Here is a 19,431-nt window from a genome sequence, read left to right on the forward strand (position 1 = left end):
GTCCAGCACCTCCGTGACCAGCCGCCGCGTGCTCATCGTGATGCCCGCGCTGAACGAGTCCGCGAGCGTCGCTTCGGTCATCGACCAGGTGAAACGCGCCCTGCCGGGTGGCGACCTGCTGGTCGTCGACGACGGCTCGGTCGACGACACCGCCAAGCTCGCCCGCGCGGCCGGGGCCGAAGTGGCCCGCCTCGCGGTCAACCTGGGTGTCGGTGGCGCGATGCGCACCGGCTTCCGCTACGCCGCCGCCCGCGGGTACGACGTCGTCGTGCAGGTGGACGCGGACGGCCAGCACGACCCCGACGAGCTCGACGCGCTGCTGCGCGGGCTCGACGACGCCGACATCGTGATCGGCTCCCGGTTCGCCGGCAAGGGCTCCTACAAGGCGAGCGGGCCGCGCAAGTACGCGATGGTCGCGCTCTCGCTCGTGTTCTCGCGGCTCGGCAAGACCAAGCTCACCGACGTCACGTCGGGGTTCAAGGCGATGGGGCCGCGCGCGATCCGGCTGTTCGCCGGCTACTACCCGGCGGAGTACCTGGGCGACACCGTGGAATCCCTGGTGATGGCCATCCGGGCCAAGCTGGTCATCAAGGAGATCCCGGTCGTCATGCGGGAGCGCGCGGGCGGCACGCCCAGCCACTCACCCGTCAAATCCGCCGTCTACCTGGGCCGGGCCGGGCTCGCGCTGCTGCTGGCGCTGGTGCGCCGCCGCCCGGCGGTCGACTCGTCCGACTCGGCGTAAGGGGAAGCAGAACATGGACGGTTGGCGCATCCTCAGCATCGTCGTCGCCGGCGTCGTGCTCTTCGTCGTCATCGAGATGATGCGGCGGCGGAAGCTGCGCGAGAAGTACGCGGGCGTGTGGCTCGTCGTCGCGGTCGGCGTGGTCGTCCTCGCGGTGCTGCCGCAGGCGGCCGAATTCCTCGCCAAGCACACCGGCGTGCAGACGCCGTCGAACTTCGTCTTCCTCCTCGCCGGCGTCGTGCTGGCCCTGGTGTCGCTGCACCTCTCGACCGAGGTCGGGCACCTGGAGGAGGAGGTGCGCACGTCGGTCGAGGAGATCGCGCTGCTGCGCTGCGAGCTCGAGGACGCCAAGCGCGAGCTGGCGGGCCGGATCAGCGAACTGGAGGCGCGCACGACCGCGCCCGACGACGTCAAAGGGCTTCCCGAGGTCGAGCGCGTCAGCAAGTGACCGCGTGATCGACGCCCTGCTCGCCGCGCCCGCGCGGCTGGGCGGGGTGCGCCTGCTGGCCATCGACGGCCCGTCGGGTGCGGGGAAGTCGACACTGGCCGCCCAGGTCGTCGCCGAACTCCGCCGGCGCGGCTGCCGCACCGAGCTGGTGAGCACCGATGCCTTCGCGACCTGGGACGATCCGGTTTCGTGGTGGCCGCGGCTGGTGGCCGGCGTCCTGCGGCCCCTCTCCGGCGGCGTCGAAGGCGCTTACCGGCGGCTGGACTGGACGAGCGGGACGCCCCGGCCGGGCGAGCTCGTCCGGGTGCCGGTGCCGGACGTCCTGGTGCTGGAGGGCGTTTCCAGCGGCCGCACTTCGGCAAGACCCCTGCTTTCGCACCTCTGCTGGCTTTCCGGCGGCCCGGAAGCCGAGCGGCTGGCCCGGGCCGTCGAGCGCGACGGCGCGGCCGCGCAGGCGGAACTGCGCCGCTGGCAACGCTTCGAGCGGGGCTGGTTCGCCGTCGACGGCACCGCCGAGGCCGCCGGGACCCGACTTTCGTAGGAGGTCGTTCGGTCACCGTGCGTGAACACTGGACTCCGGATCGATCAAGGTGCAACGGTTGCGCCACCACGACCGGGCTAACGTTGGTACCGCCATCTGAGTTAGTGATCCGGCACCGGGTGCAGTTGCGGGCCGCAAACGGTCACAGTTTGTCACGATTTACGGACACATTGCGGTCAAATCGGTGCCCACGTAGCGCGATCGTAACCTCACGTACTTAAGCCTGGGCCGAGTTCCCGCTAGTGTCGCGGGGCACACCGATCGTCCGTCGAGTTCCTGACCGACCGGACGGTGACTTTGAAACCCGAACATCTCCCAAGGGGTGCCAGATGCAGCAATTGCGGCTGACCCGAACACGCCGCGTGGCCCTGATCGGGCTCGCCGGCGCGCTCGCGGTTTCGCTGTCCGCTTGTGCGGAATCCAAGCGTGAAGAGGGCGCGGGGGGTGGTTCCGGGGGCACGATGATCTTCGGTGCGGCCGGTAACCCGAAGTTGTTCGACCCGATCTTCAACGACGAGGGCGAGACCTTCCGGATCACGCGGCAGATCTTCGACACGCTGATCCAGAACAAGCCGGGCACCGCCGACCTCGAGCCTTCCCTCGCCGAGAAGTGGGAGCCGAGCAACGACGGCAAGACGTGGACCTTCAGCCTGAAGCAAGGCGTGAAGTTCTCCGACGGCACCCCGTTCGACGCCACCGCGGTCTGCTACAACTTCGACCGCTGGTACAACATGAAGGGCGCCGCCGCCCAGAGCCAGATGATCTACTACGCCGACGTCTTCGGCGGCTTCGCGAAGAACGAGAGCGACGACTACAGCGACCCGGTCTACAAGAGCTGCGAGGCGAAGGACCCGGGCACCGCGGTCGTCAACCTGAACAAGGCCAAGGGCGCGTTCCCGGCGGCGTTCACCCTGCCGTCGTTCGCGATGCAGAGCCCGACCGCGCTGAAGCAGTACAACGCGGACCAGGTCACCCAGAGCGGCGACTCGTTCACCTACAGCGAGTACGCGAACAAGCACCCGGTCGGCACCGCGCCGTTCAAGTTCGACAGCTGGGACCAGGGCAAGGGTGAGATCACCCTGCTCAAGAACGACACCAGCCCGACGCAGACGGCGAAGCTCGACAAGCTGATCTTCAAGGTCATCCCGGACGAGAACGCCCGCAAGCAGGCCCTCAAGGCCGGCGACATCCAGGGTTACGACTACCCGGCGCCCGCCGACTACAACCTGCTGCGCGGGGACGGCGAGCAGGTGCTCGTGCGGCCGCCATTCAACGTGCTGTACCTGGGCATCAACCAGTCCGGCCCGGCCGGGGAGAAGCTGAAGGACGTCCGCGTCCGCCAGGCGCTGGCCTACGGCATCAACCGCGAGCAGTTCGTCAAGAGCAAGCTGCCCGAGGGCTCCGAGGTCGCCACCGAGTTCGTCCCCAAGACGATCTCCGGCTACACCGACGACGTCACCAAGTACCCGTACGACCAGCAGAAGGCCAAGGATCTGCTGCAGCAGGCGGGCGCGACGAACCTGACGCTGAAGTTCTACTACCCGACCGAGGTCACGCGTCCGTACATGCCGAACCCGGCGGACGTCTTCACGTCGATCTCCGAGGACCTGAAGGCCATCGGCATCAAGGTCGAGGCCGTCGCCAAGCCGTGGAACGGTGGCTACAAGGACGACGTCCAGAAGTTCGGCAAGCAGGACCTGCACCTGCTCGGCTGGACCGGTGACTACAACGACGCGGGCAACTTCGTCGGCACCTTCTTCGGCCGCAAGAAGCCGGAGTTCGGGTTCGACAACCCGCAGCTGTTCCAGGCGCTGGCCGCCGCGGACGCTTCGCCCGCCGGCGACGCGCACGCCAAGGCGTACCAGGACGTGAACAAGCAGATCATGGACTACCTGCCCGCGATCCCGATCTCCTACGGCCCGCCCGCCATCGTGGTCGGCCCGAAGGTCAAGGGTCTGGTGGCCAGTCCGCTGACCGACGAGCGGTTCAACACCGTGACTGTGAACTGACGTTCCACCACGTGAGGCATGGGGTGGGTGCTACCGCGCCCACCCCATGCCCGTACTCAGCGGGCTCGCCCCAAAGGACTGCAAGTGCTCCGTTTTCTCGTGCGCCGGCTGCTACAAGCGATACCGACGCTCCTAATCCTGTCCATCCTGGTCTTCGCCTGGCTCCGCTCGCTGCCCGGAGGGCCCGCGGCCGCCCTCCTCGGTGACAAGGCCACGCCGGAGAAGATCGCCAACCTCAACCACGTGCTGGGGCTCGACCAGCCGGTCGTCATCCAGTACTTCAAGTTCCTCGGCCGCGCGATCACCGGTGACTTCGGCGCCTCGCTGGTCTCCACCCAGCCGGTGATGTCGGAGATCGGCACGTTCCTGCCCGCCACCATCGAGCTGGGCGTCTCCGCGATGATCGTCGCGGTGCTCATCGGCATCCCGGCGGGCTACCTCTCGGCCCGCTACCGCGGTGGTACCGCTGACAACGTCATCATCGTGCTGACGCTGATCGGTGTCGCGGTCCCCGTCTTCTTCCTCGGCTACATGATGCAGGACCTGCTCGCCGGCCCCCTGGGCCTGCCGTCGCAGGGCCGGCAGACCGCCGGGCTCGACGCCACCGCCATCACGAACTTCGCCGTCCTCGACGGCATCATGACCAGCGAGTGGGACGCCGTCTGGGACGCGATCAAGCACCTGATCCTCCCGGCGTTCGCCCTCGCGACCATCCCGCTCGCGGTGATCACCCGGATCACCCGCGCGTCGGTGCTGGAAGTGCTCAACGAGGACTTCATCCGCACGGCCAACTCGAAGGGCCTCACGCAGCCGGTGGTCCGCCGCCGGCACGTGCTGCGCAACGGCCTGCTCCCGGTGGTCACCACGATCGGCCTGCAGACCGGCGCGCTGCTCGGCGGCGCCGTGCTGACCGAGCGCGTGTTCAACTTCCGCGGCCTCGGGTTCCTGCTGGCCGAAGGCATCGAACGGCGTGACTACCCCCGGCTCCAGGCGCTGCTGCTGTTCGGGGCTCTGGTGTACGTGCTGGTGAACATGCTGGTCGACGTCTCGTACGGGATCATCGACCCGAGGGTGCGTGTGCGATGAACACTCTGCTGAGCAAGAAGAAAGAGCCGATCGACAAGCTCGCCGCGGCGAGCGGGCACAGCCTCGGCGGCGAAGCCCTGCGGCGCATGCTGCGCAGCCCGGTCGCCATCACCGGCGCCGCGATCACCGGCCTGTTCGTGCTGCTGGCGGTGTTCGCGCCGCTGATCGCGCCCAAGGACCCGTTCGAGCGGTACCTGCAGGACAAGGTCGCCCTCGGCCAGGGGATCATCCCCGGCGCCCAGCCGGGTTTCCCGCTCGGCGTGGACGACTTCGGCCGCGACGAGCTGTCGCGGCTGATCGTCGGTGCGCAGAACACGCTGCTGGTCGGCGTGCTGGCCACCGTGATCGGCGTGCTCCTCGGCGTCATCATCGGCGGTCTCGCCGGCGCGTTCGGCGGCTGGGTCGACACCGTCCTCATGCGACTGGTCGACGTCATGCTGTCGGTGCCGTCGCTGCTGCTGGCGATCTCGGTCGCGGCGCTGTTCGCCAAGCCCAGCCAGTGGACGGTGATCCTCGCCGTCTCGCTGATCGGGGTGCCGATCTTCGCGCGGCTGCTGCGCGGCTCGATGCTGGTGCAGCGGGGCAGCGACCACGTCCTCGCGGCGACGTCGCTGGGTGTGAAGCGCGGCGCGATCGTGTTCCGGCACATGCTGCCGAACTCGCTCGGCCCGGTCATCGTGCAGGCGACGCTGACCCTGGCGACCGCCATCCTGGAAGCCGCGGCGCTGTCGTTCCTCGGGCTGGGCGACCCGGACCCGAACCGGGCGGAGTGGGGCATCATGCTGAGCAAGGGTGCCCGGCAGTTCCTCGACGTCCGGCCCGAGCTGGCGTACTACCCCGCGATCGCGATCATCGTCGTCGCACTCGGGTTCACGCTGCTCGGCGAGTCCCTCCGCGAAGCCCTCGACCCGAAGAACAGGCGGTGAACCCCCATGGCACTCCTTGAGGTCCGTGATCTCACGGTCCAGTTCGTCCGCCGTGGCGAGCAGTCGTTCACCGCGGTGGACAACGTCAGCTTCGACGTCGAGCCGGGCCAGACGGTCGGCCTGGTCGGCGAGTCCGGCTGCGGCAAGTCCGTGACGTCGCTGGCGATCATGCGGCTGCTCGCCAAGCGCGGCAACAAGGTCAGCGGTTCAGTGCGCTTCGAAGGCACGGATCTGCTCAAGCTGTCCAACAAGGAAATGAGCGACCGCCGCGGCCGCGACCTCGGCATGGTGTTCCAGGACCCGCTGTCCTCGCTGAACCCGGTCATCCCGATCGGGCTGCAGATCACCGAGGTCCTGGAGCGCCACCGCGGGATGTCGCGCAAGGCGGCGTCCGTCGAAGCGGTGGACCTGCTCGACAAGGTCGGCATCCCCGACCCGTCGCGGCGGCTTTCCGAGTACCCGCACCAGCTTTCCGGCGGGATGCGGCAGCGCGCGCTGATCGCGATCGCGCTGGCGTGCCGGCCGCGGCTGCTCATCGCCGACGAGCCGACCACCGCGCTGGACGTCACCATCCAGGCGCAGATCCTGGCGCTGCTGCGGGAACTGGTGCAGGACACCGGCACCGCGCTGATCATGATCACGCACGACCTCGGCGTCGTCGCCGGGCTCTGCGACGAGGTCAACGTGCTCTACGGCGGCAAGATCGTCGAGCGCGCGCAGCGGCACCAGCTGTTCGCCGAGCCGCGGCACCCGTACACGCACGGCCTGCTCGCCTCGATCCCGCGTTTGGACGCGGGCCGCGGCGAGAAGCTGATCCCCATCCGGGGCTCGGTGGCCGACAACATCCCGTGGGACCACGGGTGCGCGTTCGCGCCGCGCTGCCCCAACGCGGTCCAGGCCTGCCGCGAGGTCCAGCCGCAGCTGGTGCCCGACCACGGCGGGCTGCTGCGCTGCCACAACCCCGTGCGGCCCGCGGTCGCCGCGGGAGGAGGAACCCGATGACCCGTCCTGCTGGTGACGTGCTGCTCGAGGTCGACGACCTCAAGGTGCACTTCCCGATCAAGCGCGGCGTCGTGTTCGACCGGACGGTCGGGCACGTGTACGCGGTCGACGGCGTCGACCTGGCCATCCGCCGCGGCGAAACCTACGGCCTGGTGGGCGAATCGGGCTGCGGCAAGTCCACTTTGGGCCGGGCGATCCTGCGGCTCAACGAGCCGACCTCGGGTTCGGTGAAGTTCGACGGCACCGATGTCGCGCAGCTCAAGGGAGAGGAGCTGCGGAAGGCCCGGCGCCGGATGCAGATGATCTTCCAGGACCCGATGTCCAGTTTGGACCCGCGCCAGTCGGTCGAGTCCATCCTGCTCGAGGGCATGCACGCGCACGGCCTCGACAAGGACAAGGAAGCCACCCAGCGGCGGCTGCGTCAGCTGCTGGCCGCGGTCGGGCTCCCGGAGACGTCGCTGCGCAAGTACCCGCACGAGTTCTCGGGCGGGCAGCGCCAGCGCATCGGCATCGCGCGGGCGCTGGCGGTGGAGCCGGACCTGATCGTCGCCGACGAGCCGGTGTCCGCACTGGACGTTTCGGTGCAGGCCCAGGTGGTGAACCTCCTAGAAGACCTGCAGGCCCAGCTCGGCCTGACGTACGTGGTGATCGCGCACGACCTCGCGGTGGTGCGGCACATCTCCGACCGCATCGGCGTGATGTACCTGGGTGCGCTGGTCGAGGAGACCGACGCAGACTCGCTGTACCGGGACCCGCTGCACCCGTACACGCGGGCGCTGCTGTCGGCCATCCCGGTGCCGGACCCGCAGGTCGAGGACACCCGCGAGCAGATCCTGCTCGCCGGTGACCTGCCCTCGCCGGCGAACCCGCCGTCGGGCTGCCGCTTCCACACGCGCTGCCCGTGGAAGCAGGCGAGCCTGTGCGACACCGACCGCCCGCAGCTGCGCGAGATCGGCGGCGGGCACCGGGTGGCGTGCCACTACGCGGAGGACATCCGCGACGGGCGCATCCAGCCGCACGAGGTCGAGCCGGAACTGGTGGAGCTCAGCGGGGCGCTGAACCCCGACCTGGGCCCGCCGGACGTCGGCACGGCCGCCGAGATCCTCTGAGTTCTCGTTCCGAGGGGGCCGGCCGGGGGTTTCGCCCCGGCCGGCCCCTTTTTCACGGCTTGAGGTCGAGCGCGGCGCTCATCGTGCCGTCCATGTGGAACGGCGTCGAGTCGTGGACGTGGGTGATCCGCCACTCGCCGTCCTCCTGGCGGAAGCAGACGGTCGAGCGGAACCACAGCTCGAACGGCTGCGGCATCCCCTTCGGCGTCGTCGACAGCCGCGTGAGCGCGTGGCAGTACGCGATGTCCCCGCCGACGGCGATTTCAAGGTCACGGGTCTCGTACTCGATCGGGCCGTCGAAGCCGCCGAACCACGCTTCGCGGGCTTCGACGTCTTCGCCGTGGTGCACCAGCGGCGGGGCGAGGGTGAACGCCACGGCGTCCGGTGCGTACTGCTCGGCCAGTGCCTTGGCGTCGCGGGCGGTCATCGCCGTCGCCCGGGCCGTCATCAGTTCGCGAATCCGCTGCTCGGTCATGCCATCCTCCTGTGTGCGGTGGGCGTTCGGAGGAGACGTAGGCGCCGCCGTACGGATTTCGACACTCTTGCGGAGGCGATCGTGAAATACGTGGTGCTGATCTACGGCAACCCCGAGTCGCGCCAGGCGTGGGAGGGGATGAGCGAGGAGCAGCGCGCCGCCGGGCTCGCGTACTACCAGCAGCTCAACGACGACCTCGACGAGTCCGGCGAGCGGATCGTCTCCGAGCGGCTGGCCTACCCCGAGCTGGCGACGAGGATCAGCGCCGGCACGACGACCGACGGGCCGTTCGCCGAGGCCAAGGAGTTCCTCGCCGGCTTCTACCTGCTCGACTGCGCGGATCGCGAGCGGGCGCTGGAGATCGCCGCGCGCGTCCCGGAGGCGGCGTTCGGGGTGGTGGAGGTGCGGCCGGTGATGGGGCTGCACGGGCCGGAGCTGTGAACCCGGAGCTGCTGCGGACGCTGGCGCCCCAGGTCCTGGCGGCGCTGGTCCGCCGCTACGGCGACTTCGAGGCGTGCGAGGACGCCGTCCAGGAGGCGTTGCTGGCGGCGTTGCGGCAGTGGCCGTCCGAGGGCATCCCGGAGCACCCGAAGGGGTGGCTGATCACGACGGCGTCCCGCCGGCGCATCGAGCAGCTGCGCAGCGATTCGGCCCGGCAGCGTCGCGAGGAGGCGGTCTTTTCGGCGGAGCCTCCGGACCCCTCGCCGGTCGCGGTCGACGACACGCTGACGTTGCTGCTGCTGTGCTGCCACCCGTCGCTGTCCCGGCCGTCGCAGGTGGCGTTGACCCTGCGCGCGGTGGGCGGCTTGACGACGGCGGAGATCGCCCGCGCGTTCCTGGTCCCCGAGGCGACGATCGGCCAGCGGATCAGCCGGGCGAAGCGTGCGCTTCGCGCCGAGCGCTTCTCCGGGGACGCGGATCCCGAGCGGCTGGCGGCGGTGCTGCAGGTGCTGTACTTGATCTTCACGGAGGGCCACACGGCCAGTTCGGGCGGGTCGGTCAGCCGTGTCGAGCTGACTTCCGAGGCGATCCGGCTGGTCCGCGGGTTGCGGGCGGAGTTGCCGGCCGACGGCGAGGTCACGGGCTTGCTGGCGCTGATGCTGCTGACGGAGGCCCGCCGCCCGGCCCGGATGTCCGCGGCGGGGGCGCTGGTGCCGTTGGCTTCGCAGGACCGTTCGCTGTGGCGGTCCGATTTCATCGCGGAGGGGGTCGCCTTGATCACTGAGGCGTTGGCTTCCGCACCGATCGGCCCGTACCAGCTCCAGGCGGCGATCGCGGCGGTCCACGCGGAGGCCGGTTCGGCGGAGTCGACGGACTGGGCGCAGATCTTGACGCTGTACGACCTGCTGCGGGTGGTGGCTCCGGGGCCGATGGTGACGTTGAACCGGGTGGTGGCGTTCGCGCAGGTCCATGGGGCCGAGGCGGGGTTGGTGGAGCTGGCGGGCGTGGAGTTGAAGGACCACTATCGGGTGGATGCCGTGCGGGCGCACTTGCTGGAGGAGGTGGGGGACTTCGCCGGGGCCCGGGAGGCGTATCTGGCGGCCGCTCGGCGGACGTTGAGTTTGCCGGAGCAGGGGTATCTGCAGATGCGGGCGGCGAAGCTGAAGCCCTGACCGGCAGCAGCAGAACCCCGCCCATCCCTGGGGGCCGTGCCCAAGTCCAGCCTACCGGCGTCCACCGACCGAAACCGCCGTTCACCCCCGCCGTCCCCAAGTTGTCCACATGGGGGTGAACCCTGTGGACAACTGCCACCCCAACCGGGTGACCCCGACTGAAGTAGTACCCCTGGCAATACCTGAGTAGGCCGCCTCCGGCACCCCGCCCCCGGTACCCTGCGAAAAGCAGATTCCGCGACAGCAGGGGGTACGGGCAGTGCACATCGACCAATGGCTGGAGGCGATCCCGCCGCTTTCGGTGTACCTGATCGTCGGCGCGGTGATCATGATCGAAAGCCTCGGCATTCCGCTGCCCGGCGAGATCGTGCTGGTCAGCGCCGCCCTCCTGGCGTCGCAGCACAGCAGCCTGAACCCCCTGTGGATCGGTGTTCTCGCCAGCGCCGGCGCCATCATCGGGGACAGCATCGGCTATCTGATCGGAAAGACCGGCGGGCAACGGCTGTTCGCGTGGGCGGGCCGGAAATTCCCGAAGCATTTCGGCCCGACGCACATCGCCAACGCCGAACGGATCTTCAACAAACGCGGTGTCTGGGCCGTCTTCCTCGGCCGCTTCATCGCGTTCCTGCGCATCCTCGCCGGGCCGCTCGCCGGTTCACTCCGGATGCACTACCCGAAGTTCCTGCTCGCCAACGCCGCCGGGGGCATCGTCTGGGCCGGGGGCACCACCGCCGCCGTCTACTACCTCGGTGTCGTCGCCGAAGAGTGGCTCGGGAACTTCTCCAAGTACGGCCTCGTCGCCGCGATCGTGATCGGCATCGTCGTCTTCTTCATCATGAAGAAGCGGCTCGGCAAGAAGCACGACAGCGAAGAAGCGCCGAAGCAGGAAGAGAACGCGGCCTAGACCGTCACCAGCTCCGGCGACCGCTTGCGCACCGGCCGGAGCGACCCCAGCAGCACCCCGGCGATCACGACCACGGCGGCGCCGACCTCGAGCCAGGTCGGCCGCTCGCCGAGGAACAGGAACGACGCCGTCAGCCCGACCACCGGCACCAGCAGCGAGAACGGCGACACCACGCCGGCCGGGTTGCGGCGCATCAGCGTCGTCCACACACCCGATCCGACGACCGTCCCGATCAGCACCACGTAGGTCAGGCCACCCAGCGCGGTCAGCCCGGTCGGTGTCCCCAGCGTGGCCAGCGAGTGCCACTGCGCGGCCGGGCCCTCCATGACCAGCGACAACGCGAACATCGGCAACGGCGGCACCACCGACATCCACAGCGTGAAGTGCAGCGGGTTGTCCGGCTCGGCCTTGCGCGTGCTCAGGTTGCCGAACGCCCAGCTCAGCGCGCCCAGCAGCGTCAGGACCATCGGTAGCAGGGCCGCGTGCCCGGACTGCTGCCACGCGATCGCCACCATCCCGGCGACGGCCAGCGCGATGCCGGCCAGCTGGTGCGGCGTGACGCGTTCGCGCAGGAAGACCGCGCCGAGCAGCACCGTGAACGGCGCCGACGCCTGCAGCACCAGCGACGCGAGCCCGGTCGGCATCCCGGTGTCCATCGCGATGAACAGGAACGCGAACTGCCCGGTGCCGAAGCCCAGGCCGTAGCCGAGCAGGTGCCGCACCTTCACCTTCGGCCACGGCACGAACAGGATCGTCGGCACGGCGATGACGGCGAACCGCAGCGCGCCCGCGAACACCGGCGGGAACTGGCCGAGCGTCGCGTGGATGGCGAGGAAGTTCAGTCCCCAGAGGACGGCGACGAGCACGGCGAGCAGGCGGTCACGGGTGGGCATGTCTCCACTGTCGCAAGGCCGACAGTGAAGGACCAGCGAGATTATCTGCACGAACCTTGTAGCGGAGCTTCACGAAAATGACCTCTGACCTGGGCCGATCGGTGGACGTCTCGTCTCGGGCGTTGCTCACCCGCCCCGGACGCTATTGCCCGGGATGTCCGGATCCGGTGACGATGGGCGTCCGCCGACGACTGGGAGTTTCCGATGCTGCGAGGCGTACTGCCACTGACCGGGTTCGCGGCGCTGACGGCGGCGCTCGACGTCTTCGCCGGCAACCAGCTGGAGCAGTTGCGGCCGGCGACCGTCGCCGCGGTGTCGTTCACCCTCGCCGCCGTGTTCTTCCTGGTGTTCGCGCTGGTGCGCGACGGCGTGGCCGTGACGTTCCGCCCGCTGCGCGAACTGCGCCGCGACGTCGTGATGATCAACGTGACGACGGCCGCGACCTGGCTTTCGATGCTCTTCGCGCTGCGCTACCTCGAACCGGCGGTGGTGAACGTCGTCGGCATCGCGCTCGGCCCGGTGCTGACGCTGGCGTTCAACCCGTTGCTGCGCAAGGGGACCGCGATCCTGCGCGCCGAATCCTGGGTCGCGATCGGGATCGGTTTGCTGATCGGGCTGCTGGTCTGGGGTTCCTTTACCGGCCACAGTGGACTCGACCGGACGCCCGGCGAGACGCTTACCGGTGTCGTGCTCGTGCTCATCACCGGGGTCGGCTCGGTCACCAACGTCATCTACTCGAAGCGCCTGAGCGACGCCGAACTGCCGCCGCGGCGGGTGCTCGCCGTGCGGTTCTTCCTGATCCTGGCGATGACCTGGGTGCTCGTCGCGATCGACGACGCGCCGGCCGTCGGGGCGGCGTTCGGGCCGTCCGCGCTGATCGCGCTGTTCGGCGTCGCGCTGCCGCTCTACCTGCTGCAGGTCGGCATCCGGCGGACCGAGCCGATCACCGCGTCGATCCTGCTGACGCTCTCGCCGCTGTTCGCCTACGTCATGCAGCTCGCCGACCACCGCCTGACGCCGTCGGTGCTCACGCTCGGCTGCGTCGCCGGGATCGTCGCGCTGGTCAGCGCCGGAACGGTCGCGCGGCTGCGTCACGACCGTGAAGCGAAGGTCACCGAAAGCGCCGCCACTGTGTAGCCGCGCTTCAACTACGCTGGGGCCGTGGATCTGGGTCGCCTGCGCACGCTGCGCGAGTTCGCCGACCGCGGCAGCGTGACGGCGGCCGCGCGGGCGCTGCACTGCACGCCGTCGGCGGTTTCGCAGCAGCTGCGCGCGCTCCAGGGCGAGGTCGGGCTGCCGCTCACCGAACCGGCCGGGCGGGGGCTGCGGCTGACCGACGCCGGCCGCGCGCTGGTCGCCCGCGCCGACGAGGTGCTGGCCGCGCTCGAACGCGCGGAGTCCGAATTGGACACCTACCGCAGCGCGCCGCGCGGGCGCGTGCGGATCGCGATCTTCCAGTCGGCCGGGCTGATGCTGCTGCCGGGCCTGCTGACCCGCGTCGCCGGGTACGACGGCCTGGAGGTCGACGTCCGCGACGTCGACATGACGCCGCCGGAGGTGCCCGGCCTGGTCGCGGACTACGACGTCGTCGTCGCGCACCGGGACGAGCACGCGCCGGAGTTCGACCAGGAGCGCCTGGACGTGGTGCCGCTGCTGCGGGAGCCGCTCGACGTCGCGCTCCCGGCCGGGCACCGGCTGGCGGCCAAGCGGCGGGTGGACCTGGCGGAGCTGGCCGACGAACGCTGGATCGGCGTCGACCACGGCTTCCCGGTGGACGACGTGCTGCGCTCGCTGACCGTCCGCACCGGCGTCCGGCCGGTGGTGGTGCAGCGGATCAACGACTTCCGCATCACCGAGCGGCTCGTCGCGGCGGGCCACGGGATCGCGCTGGTCCCGCGCTACACGATCGACACCCGCCGCGGCAGCGGCCTGGTCAGCCGGCCGCTGGCGGGCATCCGCGCGGCCCGGCTGGTGGAAGCGGTCTGCCGCACGGGAGCGCTGCAGCGTCCGGCGGTCGCCCAGGTGATCGACGAGCTGCGCGCGGAGGTCGCCCAGCTCACCGCTTGAAGCCGCGCAGGTAGGCCAGCGCGATGCCCAGCGCGTCTTCCAGCGCCGTGAGGTCGTGGCGGACGTGGGCCAGCAACAGTCCACCGTGGACGGACGTCATCGCTGCCTGCGCCAGCCGCGCCGGGTCGGCGCCGGGCGCGAGCTCTCCCTTGTCCCGCAACGCGGTCAGCCCGCGTTCCAGGTGGGACTCCCACGTCCGGTAGGCCTGGTCGACCAGCGGCGCGAGCTTCGGGTTGTCGCCCACCTCGCCGGCGAGGTTGCCCAGGGGGCACGCGATCGGCCCGCCCGCGCGGCGGTGGACGTCCAGCAGCTGCTCGGTCCACGTCTCCAGATCGGTCCAAGAAGCCAGTGTAAAGATCGCCGGCTGGTTGCCGAGGATCTGCTCGAGGTACCGGTCGATCACGGCCGCGACCAGCTGTTCCTTGTTCTTGAAGTAGTGGTACATCTGCGATTTCCCGGCGCCGCTCGCGGCGAGCACCTTGTCGACGCTCGTGCCCGCGACGCCGTCGACGTACATCAGCGCGGCCGCCGCGTCGACGATCGCGTCGCGGGTCCGCTTGCCGCGTGGGGTCGAAGCCGCTTGCGCCTCCATGTACTGGATAGTACAGTTCGCCTCACTGTACCGATCAGTACAACTGAACCAGGGGGTTCCATGACGCTCAACGAGGCCCTGACCGACGTCAACGCGAAGGCCCGCGGTGCGCTGCCGCCGGAGATCTTCGAGGTCTTCGAAGCGGCCCGGCGCCGAGCGGCCGAGACGAAGTTCGCCGAGGTGGGCGACAAGATCGAAGACTTCACGCTGCCCGGGGCCGACGGCACGCCGACGAGCCTGGGCGACCTCGTCGCCGACGGGCCGGCGGTGCTCGTCTTCTACCGCGGCCAGTGGTGCCCGTACTGCAACCTGACCCTGCGGACCTACCAGCGGGAACTCCTGCCCGAGCTGACGTCGCGCGGCGCGACGCTGACGGCGATCAGCCCGCAGATGCCGGACGGCACCGTGCCCGTGGAGGGCCTGGAGTTCCCGGTGCTGTCGGACGTCAGCAGCACCGTCGCTCGGGGACTCGGCCTGAGTTATCCCGTGTCCGCCCCGGTCCGCGAGGCGATGGAGCAGCTCGGCACGGACCTCGAGCAGGTCAACGGCACCTGGGAGCTGGTCCACCCGGCGGTCGTCGTGGTGGACCAGGACCGCACGCTGCGGTTCGTCGACGTCCACCCGGACTTCGTCACGCGGACCGAACCGGCGGACATCCTCAAATCGCTTTAGCGCCGCGCTTCACGCCGTAGGTGATCACCGAACCCAGGACCAGGGCGACGCCCAGGGAGAGCAGCATGCTGATCCCGGGTTCGGTGATGATCCGGCCGCCCGCGTAGCCGAGGAAGGCCACGTAGGACGTCCAGAGCGTGACGCCGATGGCGGAGGCGGTGAAGAACTCCGCCATCGGCCACCGCAGGGAGCCGGCGAGCAGCGCGCCGACCGTGCCGCCCGACGGCAGCCAGCGGGCGACCACCAGGACCGGCCGCGGGTGGCGCTGCAGCCGGCCGTCGAGCCAGCCGATGCCGGCGGCGATCTTCCGCCGCCGGCTCAGCCGGTTCAGCGCCGCCCGGCCACCGAACCGGCCGAGGGCGTAGAGCGCCTGGTCCGAGACCAGGCACCCGGCACTCGCGACCGCGATCACGACCGCCAGCGACGTCCCGCCCTGGGCCGCCGCGACGCCCATGCCGAGGAGCGTCACCTCGGTGGGCAGCAGCGGCACCAGCGAGACGACGAACAGCACCAGCAGTCCGGCCGTAGTCGCGTCCACATCTCCATTAACCGCTCGCCGGGCCCGGAAAACTCCTGATCAAGGAGTACTCACAGGAACCCGACAGGCGGCCCACAGGTTCAGCGGTTGGCGCGGTTCACCGCCGAGACGACCGCGCGCAGCGACGCCGTCACGATCGACGGGTCGATGCCGATGCCCCAGAACACCCGGTCCGAGATCGCGCACTCGATGTACGACGCCGCGCGCGCGTCGTCGCCCGGGGAGAGCGTGTGCTCGGAGTAGTCCAGCAGGCGCAGGTCGAAGCCCACCGTCGACAGCGCGTCGAAGAACGCCGCGATCGGGCCGTTGCCGCGGCCGGTGACCTCGTGCTCGTCACCTTCCACCTTCACGGTCGCGGTGATGTCGTACTCGCCGTCGCCGTTGTCGCGCACGTGCTGGCGGACCAGCTCCAGCGGCGTCTTCAGCTCCAGGTACTCGGCCGAGAAGGCGTTGTACATCGTGGCCGGGTCGACCTCGCCGCCCTCGGTGTCGGTGTAGCGCTGGATGACCTTCGAGAACTCGATCTGCAGCCGCCGCGGCAGGTCGAGCTGGTGCTCGGCCTTCATGATGTAGGCGACGCCGCCCTTGCCGGACTGCGAGTTCACCCGGATGACGGCCTCGTACGTGCGGCCGACGTCCTTCGGGTCGATCGGCAGGTACGGAACCTCCCACGGGTACTCGTCCAGCGGGACGCCCTGCTTGCCGGCGGCGTCCTTCAGCGCGTCGAGACCCTTGTTGATCGCGTCCTGGTGGCTGCCCGAGAAGGCCGTGAACACCAGGTCGCCACCCCACGGCGAGCGCTCGGGTACCGGCAGCTGGTTGCAGTACTCGACGGTCCGCTTGATCTCGTCCATGTCGGAGAAGTCGATCTGCGGGTCGATGCCCTGGCTGTAGAGGTTCATGCCCAGCGCGACCAGGTCGACGTTGCCGGTGCGCTCGCCGTTGCCGAACAGGCAGCCTTCGATCCGGTCGGCACCGGCCTGGTAGCCCAGCTCGGCGGCGGCGATGCCGGTGCCGCGGTCGTTGTGCGGGTGCAGCGACAGGATGACCGAGTCGCGGCGCGCCAGGTTGCGGGACATCCACTCGATCGAGTCGGCGTAGACGTTCGGCGTCGCCATCTCGACGGTCGCCGGCAGGTTCAGGATGACCGGCTTCTCCGGCGTCGGCTGCCAGATCTCGGTGACGGCGTTGCAGACCTCGAGCGCGTAGGACAGCTCGGTGCCGGTGTAGGACTCCGGCGAGTACTGGAAGCGGAAGTCGGTGTCCGGCTGCTTCGCGGCCAGCTCGACGACCAGTTCCGCGGCCTGCGTCGCGATCTTCTTGATGCCCTCGCGCTCCTCGCGGAACACGACGCGGCGCTGCAGGATCGACGTCGAGTTGTAGATGTGGACGATCGCCCGCGGCGCGCCTTCGAGGGCCTGGAAGGTCCGCTCGATCAGCTCGTGGCGGCACTGGGTCAGCACCTGGATGCTGACGTCGTCCGGGATGGCGCCCTCTTCGATGATCTCGCGGACGAAGTCGAAGTCGGTCTGCGACGCGGCCGGGAAGCCGACCTCGATCTCCTTGTAGCCCATGCGCACGAGCAGGTCGAAGAACTTGCGCTTGCGCGCGGGCGACATGGGGTCGATCAGGGCCTGGTTGCCGTCCCGCAGGTCGACGGCACACCACAGCGGCGCGCGCTCGATGCGCTTTTCCGGCCAGGTGCGGTCGGGCAGGTCGATGTTCTCGACGAGGTCGTACCAGGGGCGGTAGCGGTGGACCGGCATGGAGGTGCCGCGCTGGGTGTTCCAGGAGGGCTGGTCAGCGGGCGCGGTACGCGAAGGCTTGCGGATCTTGCTCATGGGATTTCGAAGGTCTCCAGCTCGACGGGTGCGACCGGCACCACGAAGCCCCGCGACGAGGAGCCGGTCAGATCAGGCCCCGTCGCGGCAGCGAAGCAGGAGAACACGCGCCACGCCCCCACCATAACCACGCAACGCGGGGTGAGGGAAGCCGGGCTTCTCCCCGTGGGGGTTACCTGTGGGTAGCAATTGGCCGGTCGCCGTGCGAAACTGCGACCATGGGTGAGCACGCAGAGTCGTCATCTTCGGCGGCGTCGTCGGAGGAGGAGACGAAGGTCTCCCGCCGAGCCCCGGTCGACTGGCGCGGCGCGAGCGGCCGGGCGGCCTCGGCGCTGGCGTCGATCGTCCGCTGGGTGGGGTTGATCTTCGCCGCGCTCCTGGTGATCCACGTGATCTTCACGGTCGGCTCGGCAAACCCGGACAACGGCATCGTGTCGTTCGTGAAGTCGTGGGCGGACGGGCTGGCGCTGGGGTTCAGCGATTTGTTCACGCCCAGTGATGAGAAGCTGCGGGTGCTGGTGAACTACGGCATCGCGGCGATCTTCTGGCTCGTGGTGTCGGGGATTCTCGCGAAGGTGATCCGCCGGGTGGGCGGAGGGGCTTGATCTCGCGGATGACGATCGGCGCGGCGTCGTAACGCACGGTCGCCGCCGGGCGACATCAGCACGCCGGAAGGAGTGCTGATCATGTCCGTTTCCCAGCCTGTCGTGCCGAAGCCGAGCGCGGTCGCCCGCGTGGGGAGCCGCTGGTACTTCGTCGTCACCATCGCCACCATCGGGCTGTTCGCCTGGGTGCCGTTCGTGCACGCCGCCGTCCGGCTCGGGCGGAAGTCGCTCTACGCGCGCGCCGCGGTCTTCGGGGCCGCCGCCGCGGTCATGTTCACGCTGCTGTCCCTGTCTCCGAAGGACGCCGCGGGCCACACGGTCGGCACCACCGGGAACCTGCTCACCTCGGTCGCGTCGGTACTGGGCCTCGTCGTCGTGGTGGTCGCCTGCGTCCAGCAGGTCAAGCTCCGCCGGCAGGTTCTCGGCCTCGCGCCGGCCGAACAGGGCGACCCGGCCCTCGCCGCCGCGCTGGCCGCGCGGGCGCGCCGCACCGAAGCACGGAAGCTGGTCGCGAGCGACCCGCTCATCGCGCGGGACCTCCGGATCGGCCGGCCCGACCTGCCGCGGAACTACGACGACGGCGGCCTCGTCGACCTCAACAACGCGCCGGCGGCCGTCATCGCGTCGGTTTGCGGGCTCGACGCCGAAACCGCCGAGGCCATCGTCGGCATCAGGGTGGAAGTCGGTGGGTTCGCCGCCGTCGACGATGTCGGCACCGTCGTTCCCTATGCCGCCCTCGACCGGGTGCGCGACCGGGCGATCGTCCTGCCGGCCTAGAACGCCGGCTTGCCCCACTGGTCGGTGAACGCGAACTCCTCCAACGGCACCCGCACGCGCTCCGACTTCTCGCGCTCGACCCGCCAGTCCTCCTCCAGCACCTCAGGCGCAGCCGGCGACCCCACCGCGATCGCCACCTTCGGGATCGCGTCGTCCGGCAGGCCGAAGGCCGCGCTCACGTCGGAAGCCGAGAAGCCCGCCATCTGGTGCGCCACCAAGCCCAGCTCCACCGCCTGCAGCACCAGGTTCTCCGAAGCCAACCCCAGCCCGTACTCCGCGTACGGCACCGACCCCTTCGCGTTCGTCGTCACCATCACGCCGATCAGCAACAGGCTCGCCCGCCGGGCCCAGGCCTGGTTCCCCGAGTTCAACGTCGACAAGATCGCGTCGAACGACGGTGTCCCGCGCAGGCCCACCAGATAGCGGGCCGGCTGGGTGTTGCCGAACGACGGGGCCCAGCGGGCCGCCTCCAGCAGGGCCCGCACCTGGTCGGACGTCACCGAAAACGACGAGTCCAACGCCCGCGGGCTCCACCGCTCGGCCATCAGGGCAGCGATCGGGACGCTCGTCACAGCTGGCTTTCGCACGATC

Annotated in this window: 22 protein-coding genes; 16 read left to right on the top strand and 6 right to left on the bottom strand. The window is 69.8% G+C overall.

Going from position 1 to position 19,431, the window contains the following annotated elements; all coding sequences use genetic code 11:
* Positions 1-40 precede the first annotated feature (40 nt).
* From BLV96_RS19920 to BLV96_RS19960, 8 genes are all read left to right on the top strand, one after another.
* Entirely contained in the window at positions 41-742 is a 702-nt protein-coding gene (locus BLV96_RS19920; protein ID WP_086671672.1) for a glycosyltransferase family 2 protein, read from the top strand.
* Positions 743-755: 13 nt separating this feature from the next.
* Positions 756-1,190, top strand: a complete 435-nt coding sequence (locus BLV96_RS19925; protein WP_086671639.1) for a DUF2304 domain-containing protein — start codon at positions 756-758, stop codon at positions 1,188-1,190.
* 4 nt (positions 1,191-1,194) lie between these two features.
* A complete protein-coding gene (locus BLV96_RS19930) occupies positions 1,195-1,731 on the top strand; it encodes a uridine kinase family protein (RefSeq protein ID WP_086671641.1) in 537 nt (178 codons plus the stop codon).
* A 329-nt stretch (positions 1,732-2,060) separates the two neighbouring features.
* Positions 2,061-3,740, top strand: coding sequence for an ABC transporter substrate-binding protein (locus BLV96_RS19940; protein WP_244180337.1), 1,680 nt, complete (start codon positions 2,061-2,063; stop codon positions 3,738-3,740).
* A gap of 84 nt (positions 3,741-3,824) precedes the next feature.
* Complete coding sequence (locus BLV96_RS19945; protein ID WP_086671644.1) at positions 3,825-4,826, top strand: ABC transporter permease; 1,002 nt, start codon at positions 3,825-3,827, stop codon at positions 4,824-4,826.
* On the top strand, positions 4,823-5,752 hold the full coding sequence (locus BLV96_RS19950; protein ID WP_086671646.1) for an ABC transporter permease: 930 nt from the start codon (positions 4,823-4,825) through the stop codon (positions 5,750-5,752). Before BLV96_RS19945 ends, BLV96_RS19950 begins: the two co-directional genes overlap by 4 nt.
* 6 nt (positions 5,753-5,758) lie before the next feature.
* Positions 5,759-6,754 carry an ABC transporter ATP-binding protein gene (locus BLV96_RS19955; protein ID WP_086671648.1) on the top strand — a complete coding sequence of 332 codons (996 nt, stop codon included), beginning with the start codon at positions 5,759-5,761 and terminating at the stop codon, positions 6,752-6,754.
* A complete protein-coding gene (locus BLV96_RS19960) occupies positions 6,751-7,863 on the top strand; it encodes an ABC transporter ATP-binding protein (protein ID WP_086671650.1) in 1,113 nt (370 codons plus the stop codon). The genes BLV96_RS19955 and BLV96_RS19960 overlap by 4 nt, the downstream gene beginning before the upstream one ends.
* A 52-nt stretch (positions 7,864-7,915) precedes the next feature.
* Here the strand turns inward: BLV96_RS19960 and BLV96_RS19965 are convergent, their stop codons facing one another.
* Positions 7,916-8,338 (bottom strand): YybH family protein, encoded by a 423-nt coding sequence (locus BLV96_RS19965; protein ID WP_086671652.1) that lies wholly within the window; start codon positions 8,336-8,338, stop codon positions 7,916-7,918.
* A gap of 81 nt (positions 8,339-8,419) precedes the next feature.
* Between BLV96_RS19965 and BLV96_RS19970 the strand changes: the two genes are divergently transcribed.
* The 3 genes from BLV96_RS19970 (at position 8,420) to BLV96_RS19980 (ending at position 10,855) form a co-directional block, all read left to right on the top strand.
* Entirely contained in the window at positions 8,420-8,779 is a 360-nt protein-coding gene (locus BLV96_RS19970; RefSeq protein WP_086671654.1) for a YciI family protein, read from the top strand.
* Positions 8,776-9,951: an RNA polymerase sigma factor gene (locus BLV96_RS19975; RefSeq protein ID WP_086671656.1), complete on the top strand. Its 1,176-nt coding sequence runs from the start codon at positions 8,776-8,778 to the stop codon at positions 9,949-9,951. The genes BLV96_RS19970 and BLV96_RS19975 overlap by 4 nt, the downstream gene beginning before the upstream one ends.
* 259 nt (positions 9,952-10,210) lie before the next feature.
* Positions 10,211-10,855, top strand: a complete 645-nt coding sequence (locus BLV96_RS19980) for a DedA family protein (protein WP_086671657.1) — start codon at positions 10,211-10,213, stop codon at positions 10,853-10,855.
* Here the strand turns inward: BLV96_RS19980 and BLV96_RS19985 are convergent.
* Positions 10,852-11,748, bottom strand: a complete 897-nt coding sequence (locus BLV96_RS19985) for an EamA family transporter (RefSeq protein WP_086671659.1) — start codon at positions 11,746-11,748, stop codon at positions 10,852-10,854. The genes BLV96_RS19980 and BLV96_RS19985 overlap by 4 nt on opposite strands.
* 204 nt (positions 11,749-11,952) lie before the next feature.
* Here BLV96_RS19985 and BLV96_RS19990 point away from each other — a divergent pair, with 204 nt between their 5' ends.
* Both BLV96_RS19990 and BLV96_RS19995 read left to right on the top strand, forming a co-directional pair.
* Complete coding sequence (locus tag BLV96_RS19990) at positions 11,953-12,885, top strand: EamA family transporter (protein ID WP_086671661.1); 933 nt, start codon at positions 11,953-11,955, stop codon at positions 12,883-12,885.
* A gap of 24 nt (positions 12,886-12,909) precedes the next feature.
* Positions 12,910-13,815, top strand: coding sequence for a LysR family transcriptional regulator (locus BLV96_RS19995; RefSeq protein WP_086671663.1), 906 nt, complete (start codon positions 12,910-12,912; stop codon positions 13,813-13,815).
* Here BLV96_RS19995 and BLV96_RS20000 read toward each other — a convergent pair.
* The gene (locus tag BLV96_RS20000) at positions 13,805-14,407 is read right to left on the bottom strand and encodes a TetR/AcrR family transcriptional regulator (protein WP_086671665.1); all 603 of its coding nucleotides are present in this window, start codon (positions 14,405-14,407) and stop codon (positions 13,805-13,807) included. The two genes, BLV96_RS19995 and BLV96_RS20000, sit on opposite strands and share 11 nt — an antisense overlap.
* 60 nt (positions 14,408-14,467) lie before the next feature.
* Here BLV96_RS20000 and BLV96_RS20005 point away from each other — a divergent pair, with 60 nt between their 5' ends.
* Positions 14,468-15,079, top strand: a complete 612-nt coding sequence (locus BLV96_RS20005; protein ID WP_086671667.1) for a peroxiredoxin-like family protein — start codon at positions 14,468-14,470, stop codon at positions 15,077-15,079.
* Here BLV96_RS20005 and BLV96_RS20010 read toward each other — a convergent pair.
* Both BLV96_RS20010 and leuA read right to left on the bottom strand, forming a co-directional pair.
* The gene (locus BLV96_RS20010) at positions 15,066-15,617 is read right to left on the bottom strand and encodes a DedA family protein (RefSeq protein ID WP_086671669.1); all 552 of its coding nucleotides are present in this window, start codon (positions 15,615-15,617) and stop codon (positions 15,066-15,068) included. The genes BLV96_RS20005 and BLV96_RS20010 overlap by 14 nt on opposite strands.
* Positions 15,618-15,697: 80 nt before the next feature.
* On the bottom strand, positions 15,698-17,458 hold the full coding sequence (gene leuA, locus BLV96_RS20015) for a 2-isopropylmalate synthase (protein ID WP_167379658.1): 1,761 nt from the start codon (positions 17,456-17,458) through the stop codon (positions 15,698-15,700).
* A 218-nt stretch (positions 17,459-17,676) separates the two neighbouring features.
* Between leuA and BLV96_RS20020 the strand changes: the two genes are divergently transcribed.
* Both BLV96_RS20020 and BLV96_RS20025 read left to right on the top strand, forming a co-directional pair.
* On the top strand, positions 17,677-18,063 hold the full coding sequence (locus BLV96_RS20020; protein ID WP_091389359.1) for a hypothetical protein: 387 nt from the start codon (positions 17,677-17,679) through the stop codon (positions 18,061-18,063).
* 81 nt (positions 18,064-18,144) lie between these two features.
* Positions 18,145-18,840, top strand: a complete 696-nt coding sequence (locus BLV96_RS20025) for a helix-hairpin-helix domain-containing protein (RefSeq protein WP_091389422.1) — start codon at positions 18,145-18,147, stop codon at positions 18,838-18,840.
* Here BLV96_RS20025 and BLV96_RS20030 read toward each other — a convergent pair.
* Complete coding sequence (locus BLV96_RS20030; RefSeq protein WP_244180339.1) at positions 18,837-19,427, bottom strand: nitroreductase family protein; 591 nt, start codon at positions 19,425-19,427, stop codon at positions 18,837-18,839. The genes BLV96_RS20025 and BLV96_RS20030 overlap by 4 nt on opposite strands.
* Positions 19,428-19,431 lie beyond the last annotated feature (4 nt).

Source organism: Amycolatopsis pretoriensis (genome assembly GCF_900107925.1).
GTDB classification, from domain to species: Bacteria; Actinomycetota; Actinomycetes; order Mycobacteriales; family Pseudonocardiaceae; genus Amycolatopsis; species Amycolatopsis pretoriensis.